Raw genomic sequence first — 23,575 nt, forward strand, 5'->3', positions numbered from 1 at the left:
CTAACGGTTTCCTACGCTACAAACTGGTAAGTTGGGTTAAAATAGGAGCGGTTATGGCTACATACAACGTCGGAATTATCGGTGGCGGACCAGGGGGTTACGTCGCAGCTATTAAAGCGGCGCAACGTGGCGGCAGCGTCTGCCTGATAGAAAAGGGAGAGTGGGGTGGGACTTGCCTGAATCGCGGGTGTATCCCAACGAAAACGCTTTTTGCGGTTGCTAACTTAGCAACACAGGTCCAAGAAGCATCCTTTTTCGGTGTGAATATCAATGGCGACGCAACAATTGACTATCCTCAAGTATTGTCCCATAAAACCTCGGTGGTCCAGCAACTTACAGGAGGCATTGCGCAACTGCTGAAGGCAAATGGGGTTGATACCTTCAACGGAACAGCGACACTTATTGACAGAAATACGATTGTCGTCAGCAAACCTGACGGAACAACCGAACAATTAGACGCAAAAAATATTATTATTGCGACAGGTTCTGAACCTGCAGAACCACCTGTCTTTGAAATTGACGAAAACCAAGTCTTGACGACAACAGGTATCCTCAATCTCACAGAACTCCCCGAAAGCCTACTGATCGTTGGTGGCGGCGTTTCAGGCTGTGAATTCGCTTCCATCTTTAATGCCCTCGGTTGCCACGTGACTGTGTTGGAACTCCTCCCTACAATTTTGGCAACTGAAGATGTTCAAGTTATCCGACATATCCAACTTTTCATGAAACGGAAAGGTATCACCATCCACACAGGTGCGAAACTGACTCATGTCAAAAAATCGGATGCGGGTGTCACAGCAGTGCTTGAATCCGGCGAAGAATTGATCGCACAAAAGATGCTCGTCTCGATTGGGAGGCGTTACAACACAGACAGGATAGGTTTAGAAAAGGTTGGCGTTCGGACAGAGGGCGGGAAAATTGTCGTAGACGCTCGAATGCAGACGAACGTTGCGGGTATCTACGCCGTTGGAGACGTGGCGAGCCGGTATCTGTTGGCACACGTTGCATCGGCAGAGGGAAAGATAGCAGCACAAAACTGTCTCGGTGACACTGTCGAGATGGATTATCAGGTCATCCCGTGGTGTGTTTTTACGCTACCTGAGATTGGGCACGTCGGTATGACAGAAAAAGAGGCGACGGATGAGGGTTACGAAGTAAAGATAGGACGGTTTCCATACGCTGCGAATGGGAAGGCATTAGGACTCCGCGAGACAGACGGGTTTGTTAAGACGGTTTCTGATGCCGATAGCGGGGACATCCTTGGCGTCCATATCGTTGGTGCCCATGCTTCAACCCTTATTCATGAAGCTGCTGTCGCGATTCGCACGGGCGCGACTGCGATGGACATAGCAGGGACGGTGCATGCCCATCCAACCCTCGCAGAAATGGTGATGGAATCCGCTGAAGCAGCGTATGACAGAGCGATTCACAGTCTACACTAAAAACGGACGGCTTCTTGAAGTTCACAGTATCGCGATGAAATCTCTGAAAACTGGACATCTTTTTGTCGGCTGATGCTGAAACCTTCAATATTAAAAGAGGCAACAACGGTTCCATATACCATTGCGCTGCGTATCGCTTTTTCGGACGTGTCTTCAATAGAGGCGAGATACCCCATCATACCCCCAGCAAAACTATCACCAGCACCCGTCGGATCAACCACCTGTGTGAGGGGATACGCTGGCACACTGAAAAAAGATGATTCCGTCACACTGATTGCCCCGTGCTCCCCTTTCTTAATGATAACTCGCTTTGGACCCCGGCGTAGGATTATCTGTGCGGCTCGCATCAAATTAGACTCACCTGTTAATAAAAGTGCCTCACTGTCGTTCAGGATAAGAATATCCACCCGCGCTAAGAGTGCTTCCAAAGCCTCCCGCTCTTCATTAATCCAGAAGTCCATCGTGTCACAGACAATCAGTTTCGGTTGGGTTGCCTGCTCAATAATGCTCAATTGTAAACCGGGCGGGTTATTTGCCAAAAAGAGGTAGGAGGTTTCTTTGTAGGTTTCAGGCAAAACGGGCTGAAAATCACCGACAACATTCAATTCCGTAAACAGCGTATCGCGCACGTTAAAGTCGTCGGTGTAACGCCCACCCCATCGGAAGGATTTGCCGCCGTTTACCCGTTTTAATCCTTGAAGGTCAATGCCTCGGGTGTCGAGAAAATCTGTGTAAGCGTGTGGAAAATCAGTCCCGACGACTCCAATAAGCCGAACAGGGTTGCCAAAAAAACTGGCGGCGACGGCAGCGTAGACCCCGGAACCGCCCAAGACATCCTCCACGCGTTTACTGGGTGTTTCTACGGTATCTAAGGTGACCGTGCCAACGACTAAGACTCCCATTCTAAATTCTCATCTCCTTCTGCGTAAAGGCGCGTTTTGCAGGCACGCCGGTCTCTAAATCGCGCCCATCGCTGCACGTTCGCTTTTCTTAAAAAGGTCCCGGTCTATTTTTGTTTTCGCGTAGTGCGCGGATAACCCGTCGCAGTCGACGAATAAAAATAACACTCAGCACAATAATGACTGGATACTGCAAGAAACTCAACACTTTTAGCAAGGTCGGTGGAAGTTGCATCTGTTGGGAGGATGCCATCCAGATCGGTAACAATAGCACCGCCGATAGGAGTAATATCACTCCCTCCAAAATCTCTGATTTCTTCATAGGGACTTCCTTCAAAGTGTGCTAAAGTTTTAGAAGAAGTTGATGCCACAATCAAGTTTAGTTCACTTCCCAACTTTAGATACACTTTACAACTTTTTTACGTTCCCATTTCCCACGAGTTGAGGTATTTTTCCTGTTCTGCCGTGAGTGTATCAATTTCAACACCGAAGGCTTCCAACTTGAGTTGTGCTACGGTTTCATCTATAGATTCAGGGACATCATATACACGATTCTCAAAATTATCCTGATTTTGGGCGATGTACTCAAGACATAATGCTTGGTTCGCGAAACTCATGTCCATGACACTTGCCGGATGCCCTTCAGCAGCAGCGAGATTTACCAATCTGCCTTCACCAACAAGATAGAGTTTCCTGCCATCTTCGAAGGTGTAGACATCTACATAGGGACGCGCGCTTCCTTTATCAACGCTCAATTTCTCTAACGCCGGTATGTCAATCTCAACATCAAAATGACCGGAATTCGCGATAATCGCGCCATCTTTCATCACTTCAAAATGTTCCTTGCGTAAGACGTGAATATCCCCTGTAAGCGTTATGACCAAATTCGCTTCCTGGACTGCCTCCTGCATCGGCATGACCCGGAATCCGTCCATCACGGCTTCTAATGCTCTTAATGGATCGACTTCGGTTACAATGACGTTCGCGCCTAAACCGCGCGCCCGGTTCGCAACGCCTCTACCACACCACCCATAGCCTGCAACGACAACCGTCGTTCCAGCAATGAGCAGATTCGTCGCTCTGATAATACCATCTAATGTGCTTTGTCCGGTGCCGTATCGGTTATCAAAAAAATGCTTTGTTCGTGCGTCGTTGACAGCAATGATCGGATATCTCAACACGCCCTCGGTTGCCATACTTTTGAGTCGGATAACGCCGGTTGTTGTTTCTTCTGTTCCTGCAACGACTTGCTCTACTAAAGCTGGATTCGTTTCTTCAGAATGAAGTCTTGAAACGAGATCAGCCCCATCGTCCATGGTGACTGCTGGTCGCGTCTCAAGAGTGGCATCAATGTGTTTGTAAAAGGTTTCTATATCCTCTCCGTCAATAGCAAAAACGCCAATTCCCTCATCAACAACGAGAGATGCGGCAACGTCGTCCTGCGTACTGAGTGGATTTGATGCACAAACAACCGCCTCGGCTCCGCCCGCCTTCAGGGTTTTCATTAAGTTGGCTGTTTCAGTTGTAACGTGTAAACACGCTGCTACTCTCAATCCTTCTAAGGGTCGTTCATTTTGAAACCGATCCCGGATGGAATCCAAAACGGGCATGAACCGGTTTGCCCAGGCGATGCGTTGTTTACCGGCTGGTGCAAGCTCGGTTGTTTTTATATCGTAGTTCATTAGTATCCTTTTTGTTTATGGGTATTTTCAATTTTTCCAATTTACCGAAGTTTTTCAACGGAGTCGGTTTCTTCCCAAGTAAAACCGGGTTCTTCACGTCCGAAATGTCCATAGGCGGCAGTATTTTGATAAATAGGCTGGCGTAATTTCAGCCGTTCTATGATGCCCGCGGGTGTTAAATCAAAGTGTGCATTGACAAGTTTAGTGAGCGTCTCTGCATCGCCAGTACCAAACGTATCCACCATGACAGAGATAGGGTCTTTTCTACCGATTGCGTAGGAAATTTGAATTTCGCAGCGTTCTGCGAGCCCTGCGGCAACGAGGTTCTTAGCAACGTGTCGTGCTGCATAAGCCGCGCTCCGATCTACTTTGGTAGGATCTTTCCCAGAAAGCGCGCCTCCACCATGCCGTCCCATCCCGCCATATGTATCAACGATAATTTTTCGTCCGGTTAATCCGGCATCACCTTGGGGTCCTCCGGTCACAAAACGTCCGGTTGGATTGATATGATATTTAATATCTGGACTTTGGAGATTTTCAGGGATAATTTCTTTGATAACCTCTTCAATAATCGCTTCACGCAGCTCGCTATCCGCCACGTCAGGATCGTGTTGTGAAGAAATGACAACTGTAGTGACAGCCTTAGGTTTACTGTCAACATATTCTACTGTTACTTGAGATTTCCCGTCGGGACGGATAAAGGGGAGGGTACGATCTTTGCGAACTTTAGCCAAACGCTGTGTTAATTGATGTGCAAGGGTAATCGGCAGTGGCATCAATTCTGGTGTTTCGGTACATGCGTATCCAAACATTAATCCTTGATCGCCTGCACCGCCAGGGTTCACACCCATTGCTATATCAGGTGATTGCTTATCAATGATGCTCAATACGGCACTTCGTTCGGCATCAAAGCCATATTCAATATCAGTATAACCAATATCAGTTAGTACTTTCCGTGCGATTTGTTGGGCATCGTAGTTTGCTGTAGTTGTGATTTCACCAGTAATGATGGCAAGTCCTGTTGTAACCAAGGTTTCACAAGCGACTCTCGCCATTGGATCGGTTGTGAATATGGTATCAAGTACGGCATCAGAAATCTGGTCCGCGATTTTGTCCGGGTGTCCTTCAGTGACGGATTCGGACGTAAAAAGAAAATTCTTGCTCAATTCCACGTCTCCTAAGCCTACGTATTTACTCTCGCTCCACCGTGTGGAGCAAGGGCTTTGTGCCTCATCCAACCTTTCGTGCAAGAGAGGACGGGTGGGCAATATGCCCACCCAGGCAGGTGAAATAACGAAAATGAACGCGCAAAAACCCGCCCCTACATTTTAAAAATGTAGACACACGCCGTAGCGAGATTTTTTCGCCTTATATTTTCGCCTCTGCTCCAAAAGCTTGGATTTAATTGGGATGAAGATACGAAAAACATTAATTCTCAGAGTTCTTCGTGTTCTCAACGTCCTCAGAACCCTCCACACTCTCAACGTTTTCAGTGTTCTCAACGTCCTCAGAACTTTCCACACTCTCAACGTTTTCAGTGTTTTCAGGATTCTCCGCGTTCGACTTACCCATTTCCTCTTTGAGCAATGCCCCTAATGTGGTGACAGTCTCTTCGCGTGCTGGCATTTGCCGTCTCGGTTCCCGTTCGCGTCGTGATCGAGGGGGTCGCTCGGATCTCGTTCTTGCTGGCTGTTCTTCTTCAGATGTCACAGCGCGTTCTTGTTCAGCAAGGAGTGCTTTCAAACTCAATCCGATCCGTCGGTCTTTTGAAGACAGATTAATCACTTTCAAATCTAACTCGTCGCCTACAGAAACCACTTCTTCTGGTTTTTCAATCCGTCGGTCGGCGAGTTCAGAAATGTGAATTAAGCCTTCAATACCTTCCTCAAGCTTGGTGAACGCTCCGAAACTCGTAAGATTGACAATTTTACCTCGGACAACAGAACCGACCTTGTATTTTTCGGGTACTTCTGCCCATGGATCGGGCTGTGTCTGCTTGAGTCCCAATGAAACTCTACGTTCAGCGGCGTCAATCTGTAATACGACTACCTCAATCTCACTGCCTTCCTTTAATTCATCATTGGCTGCAACGCCCCGTTTCGTCCATGAGAGATCTGAGGTATGGATTAAACCGTCAATTCCCGGTTCGATTTCAACAAACGCCCCAAAACTCGTTAAGTTTCGGATACGCCCGGTGATCTTACTGCCAACAGGGGATCTCTCTTCCAAAAGTTCCCAAGGATTCTGTTGCAGCTGCTTCAACCCAAGTGAAATACGTTTGTCGTCCCTTGAGATTTCCAGGACAACGGCTTCAATTTCATCACCCTTATTGACGATCCTGGATGGGGCAACGTTACGGCGGGTCCATGCCATCTCAGAGACATGAATTAAGCCTTCAACGCCCTCTTCGAGTTGTAGAAACGCCCCATAATTGACGATATTAACAACAACACCCCGGACCGTGGCGCCAACCGGATATTTTGCCTCAATGTCTGTCCATGGATCGGGAGTTTTCTGCTTCAAGCCCAAGGAAATTTTCTCATTTTCTTGGTTGATACCGATGACCTGGACTTCGATTTCTTCTCCAACAGAGACGACATCAGATGGATGATGTATCCGTTTCCACGCCATATCTGTCTTGTGAAGTAACCCATCAACGCCCCCCAAGTCAACAAAAGCCCCAAAAGCAGTGATGTTCTTTACCACGCCTTTCACCTGTTGACCAACCCCAAGTGTGTTGAGCACTTCTGAGCGTTTCTGGACGAGTTCGGCTTCCAACCAAGCACGCCGCGACAGAACAATGTTATGCCGCCGTTTACTCAGGCTGATAACCTTCATTTCAAGCGTTTGTCCTACATACTGTTCAAGGTTCTGGATAGGGCGCAATTCAACTTGCGAAGCCGGTAAGAAACCTCGGAGGGATCCAACGTTGACTCGCAGCCCTCCCTTAATCCGTTCGCTGATACGTCCCATAACGGGTGTACCTGCTTCGTACGCGGTCGCAATTTCATCCCAAATGAGTGTTTGATCGGCGATCTTTTTCGAAAGAACTATTTGTCCTTCAGAGTCTTCACGCCGCACAATATAGACATCAATCTCATCGCCCACCTGAACAGTAGGCAAATCGTTTTGTCCAGCATCGAATTCAGATGCCGGAATATAACCTTCGGACTTAAAGCCGATGTCAATCATGACTTCATCGCGATTGACATCTACGACGACGCCTTTAACAATTTCGCCATCTGTAAACGCTTTGATCGAATTATCATACGCTTCTTCAAGAGATTCCGGACTCATTGATTCCGCGGGTTCTTCCGGTGCTGCCTCCATCGCTACCTCTTCCGAGGGGGTTTCTTCAGTGGGTGCTACTGTTTCTTCAGCATCCGCAGCGACTACTTCTCTGCCCTCTTCAGGTAGGGTTTCATCAGCGGCTGCTTCTGCTTCTTCAGCCTCGCTATCAGCCACTGCTGCCTCTTCGGGGGCACTTTCATCAGTAAGCGTTGTTGCCTCTTCAACATCAGCGTCGCCAGCAGTCGCTTCCACTTCAGTGTCCGTGACTTCTTCATGCTCCTCAGCGTCTACGTTGGTTGCAGAAGCGGCTTCTGCAACTTCTGAAGTTTCTGTCTCGCTGGCTACTTCCTGATTCACTTCAACTGAACCCTCAGTTGAATGTTTTTCCTCTTCCACATCAACAGTGGACGCATTTGTATTTGCCTGTTCGTTGTTCATTAAGATACCTGGTCCATTTAAAAACGCACAACCGCGTTAATCCGCCAGTTCCTCCTTATATTCAAAGTGCTTTTGGCACTTTCAAATCGGTTGCATAATAGTATATCATAAATGCAGAAAGAAAATCAACAATATTTTTTTTATTGATATGATTTAACTCTCAGAAAGACCTGCGATTGGAAAATATCTCTGCGATTTGGGGTTCAAACACAGAATTTTGCTTGCTTTTTTTCTGGATTTAAGATAGAATTTAAGAACGGTTCCTTGAGTTAGGACTGGCTTTAATCTATGGGAGGTGATTTCTATGGATTCGACAAAATTAATGAAACTCCGAGAGGAATCCGGTATCAAAATAATTGAAATAAAAACAGACTTGAGTAGTTACGCAGCATCCGATTTACGGAAGATGCTTGAAGGACTCTTAGCGGAGAAAGTCGAGAAGGTTGTTGTGAATCTGAGTCAAGTGAGTCATATAAACAGCACAGCTGTAGGTGCTTTGGTAGGTGTTGCAAAACGACTTCGCCAAAGTGGTGGCGACCTTAAAATTTGTGCACTCGCGGACAACTTAACACGGACCTTTAATCTCATCGGGGCATCCAGTGTCGTCGAAATCTACGAATCAGAAAACAGTGCACTCGCCGCGTTTTAAGCAAAGTAAATTTAGTACATGGCGCAAGCAGATATTCAACTTCAAATTCCGAGTGCTGCCTTTTATATAGAGCCTGTTCGGGGATTTGTTGGCAACCTCGCAAAAAGCCTCGGATTCTCCAGAAAACGCGTAGCAGACATTCAACTTGTGCTTGACGAAGTCTGTAGCAATGCAGTACATCATGGCTCGGTTAATGCTACAGTTGGCGTTAAATTGTGTATCAGTATTGATACAGATGCCCTTGAAATTTTAGTAAGGGATACGGGTACGCGGGCTGCGGGGAAAAAGAGTTGGCTAACACATGAAAGACTGTCGGAGATTGAGATGAACCGTTCCCCAAACAATGAGAGCGGACACGGTATTTTCATCGCTAAATCTCTCTCGGATATGCACGAAATGCAAACGAATGCGTCAGGTGGAACCGATGTTCGCGTGGTTTTTCGTTTTTAAAACCGAGAGATATCGAAATTTAATCTCCCCCTGAAACTTCAATCGCGATCAGTGTTAGATCGTCGTCTTTCGGGCAGTTGTCGGTGAAGGCATCAATCGCTTCCGAGACGGTGGTGATGAGTCCTGCTGCGGATTCTTTTTCGTATGTACACACCAATTTTTGGAGGCGATCTACTGTAAATTCCTCGCCTTGTGGGTTTTTAGCTTCGTAAACACCATCGGTATAAAGGAACATTCTACTAGCCCCATCAAATGGATAATGTATCGTTTCATAAACTGAATCTCGCCAAATGCCTAACCCATTTCCTGTGTGTTGATCGCCAACGGCTTGGTATGTCTGTTGATGGGTGTTGTACAAAAATGGGAATGAATGCCCGGCGTTTGCACAGATGAGTGCGCCCTTATCCAAGTCAATGATCCCGCAAAAGGCTGTTGCAAACATGAACAGTCGTGAACTAATCAAATCATTAAAACGGGTGTTTAGTATTTCAAGCAGATACCCTGGATTATCTTCGACTTGTTGCTGGAATTCCGCCAAAATTGTTTTAATGAAGACTGTTACAAAAGCCGCTGAAACCCCATGTCCCATAACATCAGAAATAAAAACCCCGAGTCGATTGGGTGCGATTTCCCAGATGTCGAAAAAATCTCCACCGACTGCCATTTCAGGACGGCAGTGTGAAGCAATTCGGAACCCCGACAATTCCTGCACACCATTCTGAGGAATAAGGATTTCTTGAATACTTCGTGCCATTTGGAGTTCTTCTTGCAAACGGGTGTTATACGCTGCGAGTGTATCCTGGTAGTGTTTAATTCGCAAGAGGGAACGCACCCGGGCGAGGACTTCTAAACTATCAAAAGGCTTCTCAATAAAATCATCGGCACCTGCTTCAATGGACTTAATTCGATTTTCGCGGGTGTCCCGTAGAGCGGTTATCATCACAATTGGAATGAATTCGGTAGCCTCATTCGCTCGGATCCGTTTGACGACTTCAAACCCATCCATTCTCGGCATGTTGATGTCCAACAAGATGAGATCTGGCATATCTTTTTCGACGGTATCAAGTGCCTCAAGCCCATCTGCAGCTGTGTAGACTGTATAGCCTCGTGCGTTGAGTTGAATTTGGAGAATTTTGACATTCTTGGGTTCATCATCAACAACAAGGATTTTCGCCCCTTCTTGCTGCTCAGATATTACTTCCTCATTCATTTGTTTGTCCCCTTGATGTGAGTCTCTACACGCTCCATCAAAACTTTGATGTCAATAGGTTTACTGAGATAATCATCGCACCCAGCTTTAAGAATGCGCTCCCTGTCCCCAGACATGGCTGCGGCTGTGAGTGCAATAATTGGTATATCTACCCATGCAAGATTCGCCTTAATGCGTCTTGTTAAATCTTCGCCGCTTTGTCCGGGTAAGGCAATATCCATGAGGATAAGTTGTGGTATTGCGTCTTCCAAACTTGCGAGTGCTTCCGTAGCATCAGTCGCTTCCACGACTGTATACCCCTTTGATTGCAGGACAATCCGCACAACTTTGCGGTTCAACTCTTGGTCTTCAATCACCAAGATCCGCTTTTGCGTTTCTGCCTGTTCTTCGGCTGGGGGTGGTTTTTCAGTTTTCACAGGTTGCCTTTTATTTAAGCCAGCAGTTATGCAATGAACCGAAGTTTTAAATTTACACTTTAATTGTTGCAGGGCGTTGAAGGGGGACGCTCAGCGCGAAATTACTCCCTTCTCCTTCTCGGCTTGTCACACTAATCTCGCCACCGTGTAACATGATAAGCCTATGCGTCAAGGCTAACCCGAGGCCTGTTCCACCGTACCGCCGAGATTTTGACGTATCAATTTGTGTAAACGGGGCAAAGAGTTTCGCCTGATCGGCTTCGGAGATACCTATACCTGTATCAATAACTTCAGCTCGCAGTTCCGTGGTTCCAACTTCCAGTTGCGTTGCTACTTTACCGCCTTCTGGGGTAAATTTCACTGCATTGGAGAGTAGGTTATAGAAAATCTGCTTGAATTTAACTCGGTCGGCTTCAATCATACCATTCTGGTTATAGCTCAAGGTAAGGTCGAGATCCTTCTTTACAGCGAGTGCAGTGATAATAGCGTTGACTTCCTCGACGGCTTCAACAATAGAGAACGTCTCTAATTGAAGTGCCATTTTTCCGGCTTCGATCTTTGAAAGGTCAAGGATGTCATTGATCATTTCCAGCAAATGTTCGCCGCTAATGTGAATATCATTAATGCATTCTTTTTGCTCGGCGTTAATGCTGCCGACGAGTTCATCTCGTAGAATTTCAGCGAATCCAATGATTGCATTCAAAGGCGTGCGTAGTTCGTGGCTCATGTTTGCGAGGAAATCACTTTTGGCACGGCTTGCGTACTCAACGGCTTGTTGGGCACGATAGTACTCAGTTATGTCGCGTGAAATACCACATGTTCCTACGATACGGCCCTCTCTATCCCGAATCGGGACTTTAGTCGTTGATACCCATGTATCCTGTCCATTGGGCCAGGTCTCCCTTTCCTGTTTCGCCTCAATGGGTTTCCCAGACTCAATGACATCCTGCTCATCCTGATATGCCTGTTGGGCGTGTTCACGGGTAAAGAAGTCAAAGTCGGTTTTCTGGACTGCCTCTACGGGATTTCTTAAACCGAACCGATCTGCTAAAGAACGATTGATTCGTATAAATCTACTCTCTGTATCTTTGAAATAGATGTGGTCAGGGGTATTTTCCATCAGAGTATGCAACAACTCAGCTTCTTGGACATGTTTCGCCGCCAATTGCTGGAATCGGGTTTCACTCTCTTTCAATCTTGCTTCTAACTGCTTTCGGGGTGTTATATCTGTTGCGACGACGTAATAGCATTGTTTTTCACCATCCGATGTTATGTGCCATCTTAGCCATCTGTAAGACGCGTCTTTATGCTGAAATCGATTTTCAAAGATAACAGCATCGCGTTCTCCTGTTTTCACCTTTTCGATCTCGGTAAGCATTTCCTCCCGATCCTCCGGATGTATGAATGCGGACCATTGGGAGTTTTGAAGTTCTAATCGTGTGAATCCGAGGATTTCTTCCCAGACGGAGTAGTTGAGAGCAGCGAATCCGCCGCCCCAATTGATAAGCCCGAACATATCCGTGGAAATCCGTAAAAAATGCCAAGGTTCCATGATTTCACCCATTAATATGTGCGTGCGAGTAGTGTCTTTACGCTTCTTGTTTACTTCGACAAAATGAAAGGTAAGAGCATCTCGTGCGTCCCGTAAATCTATGTTGTTACGAGAACTGCCCGGTTTGCAACTTTTACAACACTTTGGGTAGTGCTTTGGAAAACAAGCTCGTACAATCTTCCATGATGACTCGCGCTCAATGCAATAAGATCGCAATCATTTTCTTCTGCGTTTTCCAAGATGTTTGTTACCGTAAAGCCACGAGCAGCGAGGAAGTCGGCTTGAACATCATAATATTCCAAATATGCTTCCATCTGCTGCTTAATCTGGGTTGCTTCCTGCTGTGTGCTTGAAAGAGCGAGTCCCAATATCCCGGCTTTTGTTAACTCCCCGATTTCGGCGACAAGTCCTAAGGCATGATCAGAATAGGTGTCTCCATGATGGACAGCGAGTATTTTCCGCAAGAGTGTGCATTGTTCGTGCACCACAATAATAGGTCTCGTGATGTGGAGCAGCACGTCGTCGATCTGGCTCTGGATAAGTTTGAGGCGACGCTTTCTTATATCTTCAGGAAGCCCAACAACCACCAAGTCGGCAGAATGTGCTTTTTCGCAGATCATCTGCCGTGGATTGCCAGCGACAGATTCAACGTGGTAATCTAAGAAATCGTAGAGCGAGCATTCCGTCTCGGTTCGACGGATGACAGTCTCTGCGACATCAGCGTTTCCACCGTGCTGGCTGTCCTGAAAGAAAACACACGATAAATGTGTTCCTAAAAGGACTGCGAGTTGTCCAGCGTACTCAAAGGCATTTTTCTCGTAATCCGTATCGCCGATGGCAACGAGGATATTTTTTATCATGAGACATTCCCTTATAGATGCGAGGCAGTAGGACTTTACTGAGAGGTTTTCGACGTTAGCAAAGCACCTCCGCTACAATAAAACTAAGATTAGTCTGAATCTCACTCGGCGTGCTGCAGCAAGGCAGCAACAGCATCTTCTTCGCTCTCAAAGTTTTTAAAGACGGTGATTAAGCGCGCCATGACGATGAGGTTCTTGACATGTTTGTTGACATTAATCACTGCTATTTTCCCCCCGCGCGGATGGATGTCGGAATAGACTTTCATAAGGACACCAAGCCCAGAACTGTCCATTCCCGTTACTTCTTTGAAGTCAAACACGACTCTCGGGGGTGAGGAGCGCACTGCAAGTGCCTCCTCTACGGTCTCCGAAACCTCTTTGACCCCTGGGGTGATAATTCTGCCACTCAGTCTGAAAATAACGACCCCTTCTTTCTCAGACACGGTGATTGCCATAGTGTACATACTCCTAATGCTACTGCGCGTTTAAGTCACGGATGGGTGTTCCAATCATGACCTTTAACTCTCGCTTGACAGCGCCGAAACTGCAGCGTCCTCGGTATCAAAATGCTCAAAGATACTGACAAGCCGACTGCGGACAATCAGATTTTTAATGTTTGTTCCGACGTTGATGACACCGATACGCCCTTTCTTTCGCGTTGCGGCTACATGTGCCCCCATCAGCGTGCCGAGACCCGAACTATCCATCATGTTGACTCGATCGAAATTAATGAGAATGCGTGGCTCATCGGAGGCATCGATCTGTGAGGTAATTGCCTCTCGTAATTCCGATACTGAGGCTCCCATTATTTTTCCACTCGGTTCTAAGATTGCAACACCATCTTTCTGGCGAATCGTGGTTGCCATGGTTGTCTCCTTTTGTTGTTTGCTGGAAAATTGAAATTTCAATTCACACTTCCAATTTTAAACTATTTAAAAATATTTGTCAACCTGCAAATTGGATACCCGTTTGATTTTGTGAAATGTTGCCAAAAAGAGTGGCTCTTTCCAATTTTAAAACTTTTTTCAACTTTAAACTTCAATTTTGAAATTTTCTTCAACTTTAAGGACAGCAGTTCACCTACGCGGAAAACGACTCACTATTGACCCATGTTCCTTATATTTTTCGCGGAAAATGGGGACGCAATTCCCGTGAAATGCAATCGGATTTTGTTTGTTTTTAATGCTGAAATAGAGTATAATGTTGACGAATTTCTATTAATAGAAAGGAAAGCAATGTACGACCCAGACCGTATACGAATTAAGGACCTTCCCGAAGATGAACGTCCCCGTGAAAGACTTCGGAAACATGGGCCGGAGGCATTGAGGGACTCTGACCTCTTGGCTATCATTCTTAAAAGTGGTTTCCAAGGAACGACCGCTATCCAACTCGGTGAACAGATTCTCATGGCATTTGAAGGTGATTTGAAGCGGATGGCGGATCACAGGTCCAAACAATTTGAGAAAATTAAAGGTGTTGGTGAAGCGAAAGCTGCACAGATTGTCGCGGCACTTGAACTCGGCAAACGATTAGCACGTTTCCACGCCGAGCGCGATAAAATTACATCTCCAGCGGATGTCGCAGATCTGATGATGTCCAGAATGCGGTACCTACAGAAAGAAATTGTTTGCGTCCTTTGCCTTGACACCAAGGGTGGTGTGACAACCAAAGGCATCACGGGTGATCTGAGTGAGGATTTGGATTGGGGCAAAAGATTATTGTCAGAAGGAACCGTCTTTGAAGGCACGCTCAACGCCAGTGTTTTTCACCCACGCGAAATTTTTCGGTTCGCTATCGAGGAGTCAGCGAATTCAATTATCCTTGTTCACAATCATCCATCTGGAGATCCTCAGCCGAGCCAAGAGGACATTCGGGCAACAAAACAGTTGATTGAGGCTGGAAATCAGATTGGAATAAAAGTGTTGGATCACATTATTATCGGCGACGGGATTTTTGTTAGTCTGAAGGAAGAAAACTTCATTTGAAGCGCGCTGATTCATTTCACATCGCGTTGCCGAATTACTTCATATAACAGCACACCTGCTGCAACTGAAACGTTCAGCGAATCAATTTTGCCTAACATTGGCAGGTGAACCAGATAATCACATTTCTGTTTGACAAGTCGTCGGAGTCCCTTACCTTCACTTCCGAAGACGAGACACAATGGCACTTTAAAGTCAGTATCCGTATATAGACAAGATGCATTCTCGGCGGCACCGGCGACCCATATTCCCTCGCTTTTAAGGGTGTCTATGGTATGCGCTATGTTTGTCACTTTGACGATGGGCATATACGTAGACGCCCCCGCTGATGCTTTGTGCACAGCTGCTGTGATGCCGACAGCACGATTTTTGGGAATGATAACGGCATCGGCATTCACAGCCTCAGCAGTGCGGAGAATCGCTCCAAGGTTTCTTGGGTCTTGAATGTTATCTAATATAATTAACAGCGCGTTGTGTTCACTGCGTTCTATTTTCGCGAGTATTGATGACAGATCGTCGTAACGCGCCGGACTCACCAAGGCGATAACGCCTTGGTGTGGCACAGATGGCTCAAGCCTATCCAGTTCGCGGCGTGGGCAGTGTTTTATAGGGACCCCCGCTTCTTCTGCCATTGTAACGATATGTTGGATGCGCGAGTGGGTATTCCCCTTGGCAATCCAGATCTTTTCCACGGCTTGCGTCCCACGCTTTAGATGTTCTATAACTGGATTTCTACCAACAATGTATTCGGACATATTGTTGTGTGAGCAAAGTAAGATTCTTAACCTATCCTCGGCAATTTGGCAATATTCAGACGAAATGTCTATCCCCAAGTACGGACGTTGGAGTTTAAGTGCTGAGAGGCAAGTTGTTCCAACTCCCGCAAAAGGGTCAAGAACAACATCCCCTTTGAAACTGAAGAGTTGCAGCACTCGATTCGCTAATTCTTCTGGAAACATCGCAGGATGTTTGAATTTGTGCATGTTCCGTTCTGGCGCGATTGTCCATTTTGCCGAAACCCATTCTTTGAATGAATCAGCATCAATATCAGCATTTTTTGGATCGCCTGACTTTTTCAAAGACCCTTTGCAAAAGACTTCTAAAAATTCCCACGTATATTTGAGATAAGGACTTGATGGACTTTTCCAACTTCCCCAAGCGGTATACTTACAGTTATAGTGGTTTTTTTCCCATAAAATCTCACCTTTCCAGATGAGTTTTTTTCGCATAAAGTACTGAGAAATGAGGTGATGCGTTGGAATATAATCTGAAAATAGGGGTTGGACATTAACGATCATACGTCCACCATATTTCAGAATTCTGATGCACTCATCAAAGATACTAAACAAAGCCTTGAAATAAGAGTCCCACGCAAAAGCATCTTCGGTATCCTCATAATCCAAACCAAAGTTGTAGGGAGGTGAAGTAAAAATGAGGTCAATGCAATTGTCTGGTAGTTGCTTAAGAACGACTTGCGAATCGCCACAGATAATTTTATCGGTAAATTCGGCTGGCAATGGGTTAATTTTCTTATTAAAATTATGAGAGTTAGCATAATAATGCTTCCCGCGTGCTACCTCTTTTTCTTTTCGATTTTTAACCTTCCGTTCTTTGGTGTTATCTATTCTTCCTAAGTTGTTCTTTTTTTCAAACATAAGTCCCTCCAACTGGCAGCTTAAGTAATACCATTTCTGAAAATAAATATCACAGAGACGATTTTTCTGAACGGATACACGGTAGCACAGCCTAACAGGCTATGCTACAGAAAACCTAAGGTAGGGAGGTGACAAACATACCAAGTGGTCGACTTCGCAGTGCCTCCTCCCGAACCGGCTGTCAGTTAGTTCCCGCGAACGAATTTAACATCTGGTCCGCGCGGTTCAATATTAATATCTGGATCTGCAGTTTGGCATTTAACGCAGATAATATCACCGACGTTTGCGTTTCCCATGCGCGGCGCGAGTGCTCCCAACTTAAACACAAATCCCAAAATGTCATTCGCTGGGATTTTCTCATCACATAAATCGCAAGGAATAGCGTATCCCGATTTGGCTTTTGCTAACAGTTCTGATGCTTTCATGGCTTCCCCTTTGTTCGCATCGATTCAAAGACTAAAGGAAGTAGCGTTCCTTTCGCTTATCCAATTCGTATTCTTCATACGCCTCTTGCGCCGTGTCGACTTCGGAGACTTGTGCGATCGGAACATCCCACCAAGATTCGTAGCGCGGAACCCCTTGGTAGTAATCCACATCAATTTTCACAACGGTTGTGTGCTCAGCTTCTCGTGCCTCATGTAGGGCGGCTTTTAGGCTTTGCAAGGTTGTTGCTTCAATGACCTTGGCACCAAGACTGGCGGCATTCGCGGCGAGATCCACCGGTAAAAAGTCGCCTTCAAGTTCACCCGTTTTTTCGTCCCGGTAGCGGAAACGGGTGGCGAAACCTTGCGCGCCGGTTGCCCGAGACAATCCCCCGATACTGCTATGTCCCTCGTTGTTCACAAGCACAATAATGAGTTTAAAACCTTCCTGAATTGATGTAATGATCTCTTGTGCCAGCATTAAGTATGAACCATCACCGACCATAACATAGACATCGCGATTTGGGTCCGCCATTTTGATGCCTAACCCACCAGCGATTTCATAGCCCATACACGAGTATCCGTATTCTAAGTGGTACTGTTTCGGATTACGGGTTCGCCATAACTTGTGTAAATCTCCCGGAAGGCTCCCCGCCGCGCACACCATTACATCTTCAGGACGTGAAAATTCGTTAACTACACCGATGACCTCGCTTTGACTCGGTAAAGGACCGTGACCAAGGTGGTAAAGCCGATCCACTTCCTCCTCCCATTCGTCGCGATAGTTCTTGATTTGTGTGGCATAGGCGGCATTAACGTGATAATTCCCGACAGCGGTAGCAAGTTCTTTGAGTGTGACGCGTGCGTCTGCGACGAGCGGTAAGGCGGCATGTTTAAAGGCATCGAATTCCGCAACATTAATGTTGATGAAACGGACGTTGGGGTTTTGGAAAGCAGTCTTGGAAGCAGTCGTGAAATCACTCAAGCGCGTGCCGATTGCAATCACCAAATCTGCTTCTCGGGCAGTGATATTCGCCCCTGGCGTCCCCGTCGCGCCGATCGCTCCAAGATTCTGCGGATGATTGTAGGGCAGTGAACCCTTTCCAGCGAAGGTTTCACCGACAGGAATACCCGTTTGTTCTGCGAATTGTGCGAGGTGTGCTGTGGCTTCACTGTAGATAACACCACCACCGGCGATAATCAACGGAGATTTACTCTCACGAATCCACGCCGTCGCGCGATTCAGTAGGCTGACATCAGCACGCGGGCGAGATATGGTATAAACGCGTTTTTCAAAAAGTTGTGCTGGATAATCATACGCCTCAGCTTGAACGTCTTGCGGAAGTGCTAAGGTTACTGTCCCGGTATCAGCCTGCGATGTTAGGACTCGCATCGCCTCTGGCAAGGCAGTAATTATCTGTTCTGGACGATTAATCCGATCCCAATACCGTGAAATCGGCTTGAAACAATCGTTCACTGAATAATCCTGTGAACTGGAAGACTCCAGCTGCTGTAAAACTGGGGCGACTAAGCGTGTGGAAAAAATGTCTCCCGGTAGTAAGAGCACCGGCAGTCGGTTAATTGTTGCACCCGCAGCCCCTGTGATCATATTTGTTGCCCCCGGTCCGATGGATGTCGTGCAGGCAAAGGTTCGCAGGCGATTGTTCATTTTGGTAAACGCAGCGGCGGTGTGTACCATTGATTGTTCGTTACGAGTCTGGTAGAAACGGAAGGCATCGGAATACTGATGCAACGCTTGACCGATACCAGCAACGTTTCCATGCCCGAAGATTCCGAACATACCGGCAAAAAATTGGGTTTCGTTTCCATCCCGTTCGACATATTGTTGTCGGAGAAATTGAACGATGGCTTGTCCCATCGTGAGTTTTTGTGTTTTCATGAAAGTTGCTGCTCCTTTGGTAAAGTAGTGTGTGGCTGCGGTATGGAACCCAAACCAAATTGTATTTACCATCCGCCGCGTTCTGCGACAAATTCATCAACTTCGGGCATTGTCGGCATAAAGTTCGCACAGCCGTGCCGTGTTACGACAATCGCACCCGTGGCGTTGCCGAGCCGGGCAGATTTCCGCCAACCCCAACCACTGAGATGACCATAAATAAAACCGCTCGCAAAAGCATCACCAGCACCCAGCGTATTGTAAACTTCGACAGGAAAGGGTTCAGCGTGAACGATTTCTCCGGTCGCCAAATGAACATCCGCCCCTTCAATCCCACGTTTTACTATCAGCGCATCTGGACCCGCACTTAAAAGCGTCTCAATAGCAAATGCCATATCCCCTTCAATCGTAGGATTTGAGATTTGAGAGTGTTCAATTGTGAGTTGTGAAAGACTCGTAAGCGTTGCCGCTTTGATCTCTTCTTCCGTTCCGATGGCAATATCAATATAACGTAACGCTGATCGCATGACAACGCCAAATGCCCTTGGATCGTGCCACTGATCCGCCCGAAAATCAAGATCCAAAAAGACGTGTTTGCCGAGTGCTTGTGCGTGTTCAGCGGCGTAGAGTGTTGCGCTGCGACTCGGTTCCTTACTCAAACCGGTCCCAGATATTAGGACTGCTCGACTTTCAGCGATCGGCGCGGCGAGAACATCGTCAATAGTGAGTTCAATATCTGCACAGTTATCGCGGTAATAGATGAGCGGGAACCGATCTGGCGGTTCAATACCGAGGACGACAGCACTTGTTCGGTGCCCCGGTTTGTGCGGAATAAACTGGATTTCAACGCCTTCATCTTTCAAAAATTTGAGTAGGAACTCTCCAACGGGATCCTCACCGATGGCAGTAAGGAGTGCAGCTTGAAGCCCAAGTCGCTGGACACCAACGCTGATATTCGTAGGACATCCGCCAACAAAGGCACCAAAACTTTTAATATCTGGAAACGCGGCACCGATATCGTTCGCGTAGAGGTCTAAAGAACTTCGTCCGATTGTGAGAATATCGTAAGTTTCCATTCTTTAATTTATGGCTCCTGGGCTGCTGCGTCCCTTTTAACCATCCACTCGTGCTTTGCTGTCTTGTATCGGAGTCAAGTGGATGGTTAACTTGCAGGTTTTCGGTGTATTCGCGGCTATATTTGCGGATCCGTTATTCGTTTTGAACGATCTGAATCCGACACCGCATTTTTGAATTTTTGATGTTCCTCAGCAAATTTACGAGTTATGAGAAAAGCATCATTTCCACAAGCGATCAGCTGAACACCAAGATTTAACCACTGTTCACCGCCCTCAAAGTCGTTGACATAACACCCTAAAGGGATATTATGTGTCTGTGTGAGGTTAATAATATTTTTTATGGCTTCTAAAAGCAGTGGATGGTTGAGTTCGCCAGAGATACCCATAGACGTGGATAGGTCGTAGGGACCAATAAATACAACATCTAACTCGCCTGCCTCAAGGATTTCATTTAGGTTTTCAACGGCTTGGAGGGTTTCAATCTGCCCGATGGTGAGAATTTCCTGATTTGCGTTACGGACATACTCTCTGGTATCAAGTTTTGTGAAGTCCCCATAATCAGTATGTCCAATGCCGAAAGCGACACCTCGGTCGCCTTCGGGGGCATATTTTGTCCATTTTTTAATTTTTTCAATGTCTTCACAGGATTCGACCCGAGGAATCATGACCCCGGTTGCCCCTGCATCAAGTACCCGAGAGACAAAATGACGTTCAAGTGCGGGGACCCGGACAATACAAGAAAGGTTTGAACCTCGTGCGTTCCGAATTGTCCGTCCAATAGTTTCTATGGAGAAGGAACTGTGTTCCAAATCTGCGATAATAAAGTCTGCTCCGGCACTTGCGAGAAGTGTTGCAATTGCAGAGCCAGCGAATTCAAGTACAAATGTTCCAATAAGCACTTCTCCGCGCTTTAAAGCTGCTTTCACGTGTAGTTCCTTTAACTTTCGACTGGGATTTCCGACATTAATTTTTGTGCTTCGCTTACCATTTTTGTCGGTGTAGACATCTTTTCACCGACTGCCAAGATTAACGCGTAAAAGTCATAAGCCGTTTGTAAATCATTATTGAGATGTGCGCTTTCAGCAGCGTTAAAATAACAGACGATTGCCATTCGATGGCATTCCTCTACGAGTAATAACAAGTTCGCGTAGCTATGATTGTAAGCGGCGAGGATGTAAGATTTTCCTGCTTCTTCCCATGAACGCTGTAGTTCAAATTGGCGTGCCAAGCGCGTGTAATAAATCCCACCCTTTTTGGCGTTCTTTCTGGCGAGACGCTGTTTCTCTGCGACCGTGTAAGCGAAGCGGGCGCGCGTATAACAGTTAGCGACGAGTTCTAAATCGTCTTTCTTGACAAAGTTGTTAGCCTGTCTTTGATAGAATCTACCGAGCTTCCTATAAAGCACGTGGCATTGTCGGGTCCGCCCCTGTTGTTCATAGATTTGAATCTGCCGAAAGATACGAAACGCTTCTATCTCATGTGGATACTGGATGTCACTGTGAACCTGATCGAGTAGGAATTTCGGTGAAGCTTCCTCCATCACAAGTCGATAACTGCCGGTTGCCCTAACGCGGGGGCGTATGGGTGTTATATCTGCTGTTTCTTCCGGTACCGATATTTGATGCTCCAGCCATGTCCGAAGAACATCACTTTCATTCTCTGGTAATTTCTGAATGAGGGCAACAATTTCCTCAGCAGTCGGGCGTGATGGGAAGACCATGTTTGCGGCACTGAGTTCGTCAAACAAATTATCTATAGTATTGGTTAAGTCCTGATCGTCGATATAGAGATGGCTTGCTTTATGGAGTTCCGATAGTACGCCTCGAAAGTCTTGGTTTTCGATGTAACGTGTGGCGAGCGTATAGTGTCTTTGAACCTGAGTTACGATCTTCTCGCGTTTACTATTTTCCTCTCGCTGCCGTCGTTGAAAAAAGAGGTTTTGATTCATCCGTTCGGCATCTGCCAGCGAGAGACGAAAAGTTTTCCGGTATCCTTCCAGTGCTTCTGCTATTCTTGGATTATTGGAGTTAACGCTCGCATCAATCAGTTGAGAAACCTGTTTAACATACTCATCTTGGCGAATTCGATCCAGTTCTTCATACATTTCATCGGCACTCTGATGGCGTTCTAAGAGTTGTCGGTGAAGTGCTTTTTGTAGGAAATTGCGGAGCACCTCGGGACATCTATGGACTTCTTCTATTTCTCCGGCTGCTTTCTTTTTATCAATCTCCTTATTTTCACCTGAAAATGGGAATCGTCCGGTTATCGCTTGATACAAGATGAGTGCTGTGGAATAAAGATCTGCCCGATAATCATAAGCACCGTAGTGCTGTTCGGGTGCCATATAGCGCCGGGTGCCCGCCATGGTTTCAGCGAATTCAGTCGTTTCGCCAAATATACGAGCGATACTAAAGTCGGCGACTTTTGCTTCTTTTTTGATTGTGAGTAAAATATTCTGAGGTTTGATATCGCGATGCATAATTTTATGTACATGCGCCGCTTTCAGCCCGCGACAAATGTCTAAGCCGATATTGAGGGTATCTGTTAGATTAAGTGCACCCTCCTGCATGAGATCGTGAAGACTTTTACCCTCGACATATTCCATCACTATCCACGCAACATAGTCATCTTCGCCGGGTTCGACGGTATGAATAGAGACGATATTTGGATGTCCCCAAATTTTCGACATTGCTTGGAACTCGGTCAACAAGAACTTCATTCTACTGGCGGGATAGGCAGTTTTTGCCAAGGCTTTAATCGCAACAATCCGATTTGTCATTTCTTCGCGAGCGCGAAAAACCGAAGAGAATCCCCCTGAATTGAGAAACTCAAGCAATCTATATTTACCTAAGATGAGTTGATCAATCTGCATAACTGGCACTCAAAGGGGACAGGGTATATATCTTACGTATTAAAATTAACAGAATTAAGATTAATTGTCAACATAAAAATACATTTTGAACAAATCTAAACTGAATTAGAACTTGAACGGGCGCGTTGGACCTCCTTAACCAGGTTCTCAGCTCTCTCCGTGAGGGTTGCGAATTCACCAGCGGCAATGAGCTGGTTGTTAACGAGCGCACTTCCGACTCCCAAAGCAGTTGCCCCGGCACTGATAAAATCAGCCGCGTTTTCCGCATTGATGCCCCCTGTTGGAACCAGCGGGATTTGTGGCAGCGGCGCCTTCACATCTTTTATATAGTCGGCACCAACACCGCTTGATGGGAACACCTTTACATAGTCTGCCCCTGTTTCCCATGCCATCAAGATTTCGGTTGGGGTAAATGCCCCGGGAATAACAACTTTACCGTAGCGGTTACAAATCTCGATTACATCTGGTTTCGTAACTGGACTGACAACAAAGTCAGCGCCTGCTAACATCACAGCGCGTGCTGTTTCTGCGTCTAATACCGATCCGGCACCAACGAGGACGGTATCCCCATACGTGGTTGAAACGTCGTTAATTACCTGTAACGCGTTCGGCGTTGTCATCGTCACTTCAATTACGTCAACACCCCCTGCATGAATCGCAGCCGCTGCTTCAATCAATTCATCTGCGCTATTGGCACGAATAATAGCGACAATACCACACGCTTCGATCTGTTGCATCTGTTCTAATTTTGTCATAGACATCCTCAAAATTAGTCCTATTCG

General features: G+C 46.4%; 22 protein-coding genes and 1 pseudogene. 4 read left to right on the top strand and 19 right to left on the bottom strand.

The window, feature by feature from the left end; translation table 11 throughout:
* Positions 1-53: 53 nt before the first annotated feature.
* Positions 54-1,442 carry a dihydrolipoyl dehydrogenase gene (lpdA, locus tag F4X88_05580; protein ID MYA55746.1) on the top strand — a complete coding sequence of 463 codons (1,389 nt, stop codon included), beginning with the start codon at positions 54-56 and terminating at the stop codon, positions 1,440-1,442.
* Here lpdA and F4X88_05585 read toward each other — a convergent pair.
* From F4X88_05585 to F4X88_05605, 5 genes are all read right to left on the bottom strand, one after another.
* Positions 1,439-2,344, bottom strand: coding sequence for a sugar kinase (locus F4X88_05585; protein ID MYA55747.1), 906 nt, complete (start codon positions 2,342-2,344; stop codon positions 1,439-1,441). The two genes, lpdA and F4X88_05585, sit on opposite strands and share 4 nt — an antisense overlap.
* Before the next feature lie 88 nt (positions 2,345-2,432).
* Complete coding sequence (locus F4X88_05590; GenBank protein ID MYA55748.1) at positions 2,433-2,663, bottom strand: hypothetical protein; 231 nt, start codon at positions 2,661-2,663, stop codon at positions 2,433-2,435.
* A 97-nt stretch (positions 2,664-2,760) separates the two neighbouring features.
* A complete protein-coding gene (locus tag F4X88_05595) occupies positions 2,761-4,023 on the bottom strand; it encodes an adenosylhomocysteinase (protein MYA55749.1) in 1,263 nt (420 codons plus the stop codon).
* A gap of 41 nt (positions 4,024-4,064) precedes the next feature.
* Positions 4,065-5,189: a methionine adenosyltransferase gene (locus F4X88_05600; GenBank protein MYA55750.1), complete on the bottom strand. Its 1,125-nt coding sequence runs from the start codon at positions 5,187-5,189 to the stop codon at positions 4,065-4,067.
* A 262-nt stretch (positions 5,190-5,451) separates the two neighbouring features.
* On the bottom strand, positions 5,452-7,752 hold the full coding sequence (locus F4X88_05605; GenBank protein MYA55751.1) for a 30S ribosomal protein S1: 2,301 nt from the start codon (positions 7,750-7,752) through the stop codon (positions 5,452-5,454).
* A 304-nt stretch (positions 7,753-8,056) separates the two neighbouring features.
* Between F4X88_05605 and F4X88_05610 the strand changes: the two genes are divergently transcribed.
* Positions 8,057-8,401, top strand: a complete 345-nt coding sequence (locus tag F4X88_05610) for an STAS domain-containing protein (protein MYA55752.1) — start codon at positions 8,057-8,059, stop codon at positions 8,399-8,401.
* Positions 8,402-8,419: 18 nt separating this feature from the next.
* On the top strand, positions 8,420-8,851 hold the full coding sequence (locus F4X88_05615) for an ATP-binding protein (GenBank protein ID MYA55753.1): 432 nt from the start codon (positions 8,420-8,422) through the stop codon (positions 8,849-8,851).
* Positions 8,852-8,870: 19 nt separating this feature from the next.
* Here F4X88_05615 and F4X88_05620 read toward each other — a convergent pair whose 3' ends face one another.
* From F4X88_05620 to F4X88_05645, 6 genes are all read right to left on the bottom strand, one after another.
* Complete coding sequence (locus tag F4X88_05620) at positions 8,871-10,061, bottom strand: SpoIIE family protein phosphatase (protein MYA55754.1); 1,191 nt, start codon at positions 10,059-10,061, stop codon at positions 8,871-8,873.
* Positions 10,058-10,477 (bottom strand): response regulator, encoded by a 420-nt coding sequence (locus F4X88_05625; GenBank protein MYA55755.1) that lies wholly within the window; start codon positions 10,475-10,477, stop codon positions 10,058-10,060. The genes F4X88_05620 and F4X88_05625 overlap by 4 nt, the downstream gene beginning before the upstream one ends.
* Positions 10,478-10,529: 52 nt before the next feature.
* The gene (locus tag F4X88_05630) at positions 10,530-12,041 is read right to left on the bottom strand and encodes a PAS domain S-box protein (protein ID MYA55756.1); all 1,512 of its coding nucleotides are present in this window, start codon (positions 12,039-12,041) and stop codon (positions 10,530-10,532) included.
* An 86-nt stretch (positions 12,042-12,127) separates the two neighbouring features.
* Positions 12,128-12,889 carry a universal stress protein gene (locus F4X88_05635; GenBank protein ID MYA55757.1) on the bottom strand — a complete coding sequence of 254 codons (762 nt, stop codon included), beginning with the start codon at positions 12,887-12,889 and terminating at the stop codon, positions 12,128-12,130.
* Positions 12,890-12,990: 101 nt separating this feature from the next.
* The gene (locus tag F4X88_05640; protein ID MYA55758.1) at positions 12,991-13,353 is read right to left on the bottom strand and encodes an STAS domain-containing protein; all 363 of its coding nucleotides are present in this window, start codon (positions 13,351-13,353) and stop codon (positions 12,991-12,993) included.
* 54 nt (positions 13,354-13,407) lie between these two features.
* Positions 13,408-13,755, bottom strand: coding sequence for an STAS domain-containing protein (locus F4X88_05645; protein MYA55759.1), 348 nt, complete (start codon positions 13,753-13,755; stop codon positions 13,408-13,410).
* 369 nt (positions 13,756-14,124) lie between these two features.
* Between F4X88_05645 and F4X88_05650 the strand changes: the two genes are divergently transcribed.
* Positions 14,125-14,874, top strand: a complete 750-nt coding sequence (locus tag F4X88_05650) for a JAB domain-containing protein (GenBank protein MYA55760.1) — start codon at positions 14,125-14,127, stop codon at positions 14,872-14,874.
* 11 nt (positions 14,875-14,885) lie between these two features.
* On the opposite strand, the gene rlmB is transcribed toward F4X88_05650, so the two are convergent.
* The 8 genes and pseudogenes from rlmB to eda all read right to left on the bottom strand — a co-directional run bounded on the left by rlmB (position 14,886) and on the right by eda (position 23,548).
* The gene (rlmB, locus tag F4X88_05655; protein MYA55761.1) at positions 14,886-15,626 is read right to left on the bottom strand and encodes a 23S rRNA (guanosine(2251)-2'-O)-methyltransferase RlmB; all 741 of its coding nucleotides are present in this window, start codon (positions 15,624-15,626) and stop codon (positions 14,886-14,888) included.
* A gap of 27 nt (positions 15,627-15,653) precedes the next feature.
* Positions 15,654-16,526, bottom strand: a pseudogene (locus tag F4X88_05660) (site-specific DNA-methyltransferase).
* 185 nt (positions 16,527-16,711) lie between these two features.
* On the bottom strand, positions 16,712-16,951 hold the full coding sequence (locus tag F4X88_05665; protein MYA55762.1) for a hypothetical protein: 240 nt from the start codon (positions 16,949-16,951) through the stop codon (positions 16,712-16,714).
* Positions 16,952-16,982: 31 nt separating this feature from the next.
* Complete coding sequence (iolD, locus tag F4X88_05670; GenBank protein ID MYA55763.1) at positions 16,983-18,848, bottom strand: 3D-(3,5/4)-trihydroxycyclohexane-1,2-dione acylhydrolase (decyclizing); 1,866 nt, start codon at positions 18,846-18,848, stop codon at positions 16,983-16,985.
* A gap of 65 nt (positions 18,849-18,913) precedes the next feature.
* The gene (gene iolC, locus F4X88_05675; protein ID MYA55764.1) at positions 18,914-19,921 is read right to left on the bottom strand and encodes a 5-dehydro-2-deoxygluconokinase; all 1,008 of its coding nucleotides are present in this window, start codon (positions 19,919-19,921) and stop codon (positions 18,914-18,916) included.
* A 116-nt stretch (positions 19,922-20,037) separates the two neighbouring features.
* Positions 20,038-20,889, bottom strand: a complete 852-nt coding sequence (locus F4X88_05680; GenBank protein ID MYA55765.1) for an aldolase — start codon at positions 20,887-20,889, stop codon at positions 20,038-20,040.
* Positions 20,859-22,793, bottom strand: coding sequence for a serine/threonine protein kinase (locus F4X88_05685; GenBank protein ID MYA55766.1), 1,935 nt, complete (start codon positions 22,791-22,793; stop codon positions 20,859-20,861). Before F4X88_05685 ends, F4X88_05680 begins: the two co-directional genes overlap by 31 nt.
* Before the next feature lie 95 nt (positions 22,794-22,888).
* Positions 22,889-23,548, bottom strand: a complete 660-nt coding sequence (eda, locus tag F4X88_05690) for a bifunctional 4-hydroxy-2-oxoglutarate aldolase/2-dehydro-3-deoxy-phosphogluconate aldolase (GenBank protein ID MYA55767.1) — start codon at positions 23,546-23,548, stop codon at positions 22,889-22,891.
* Between the last annotated feature and the right edge of the window lie 27 nt (positions 23,549-23,575).

This window comes from Candidatus Poribacteria bacterium (genome assembly GCA_009839745.1).
Classification (GTDB): Bacteria; Poribacteria; WGA-4E; order WGA-4E; family WGA-3G; genus WGA-3G.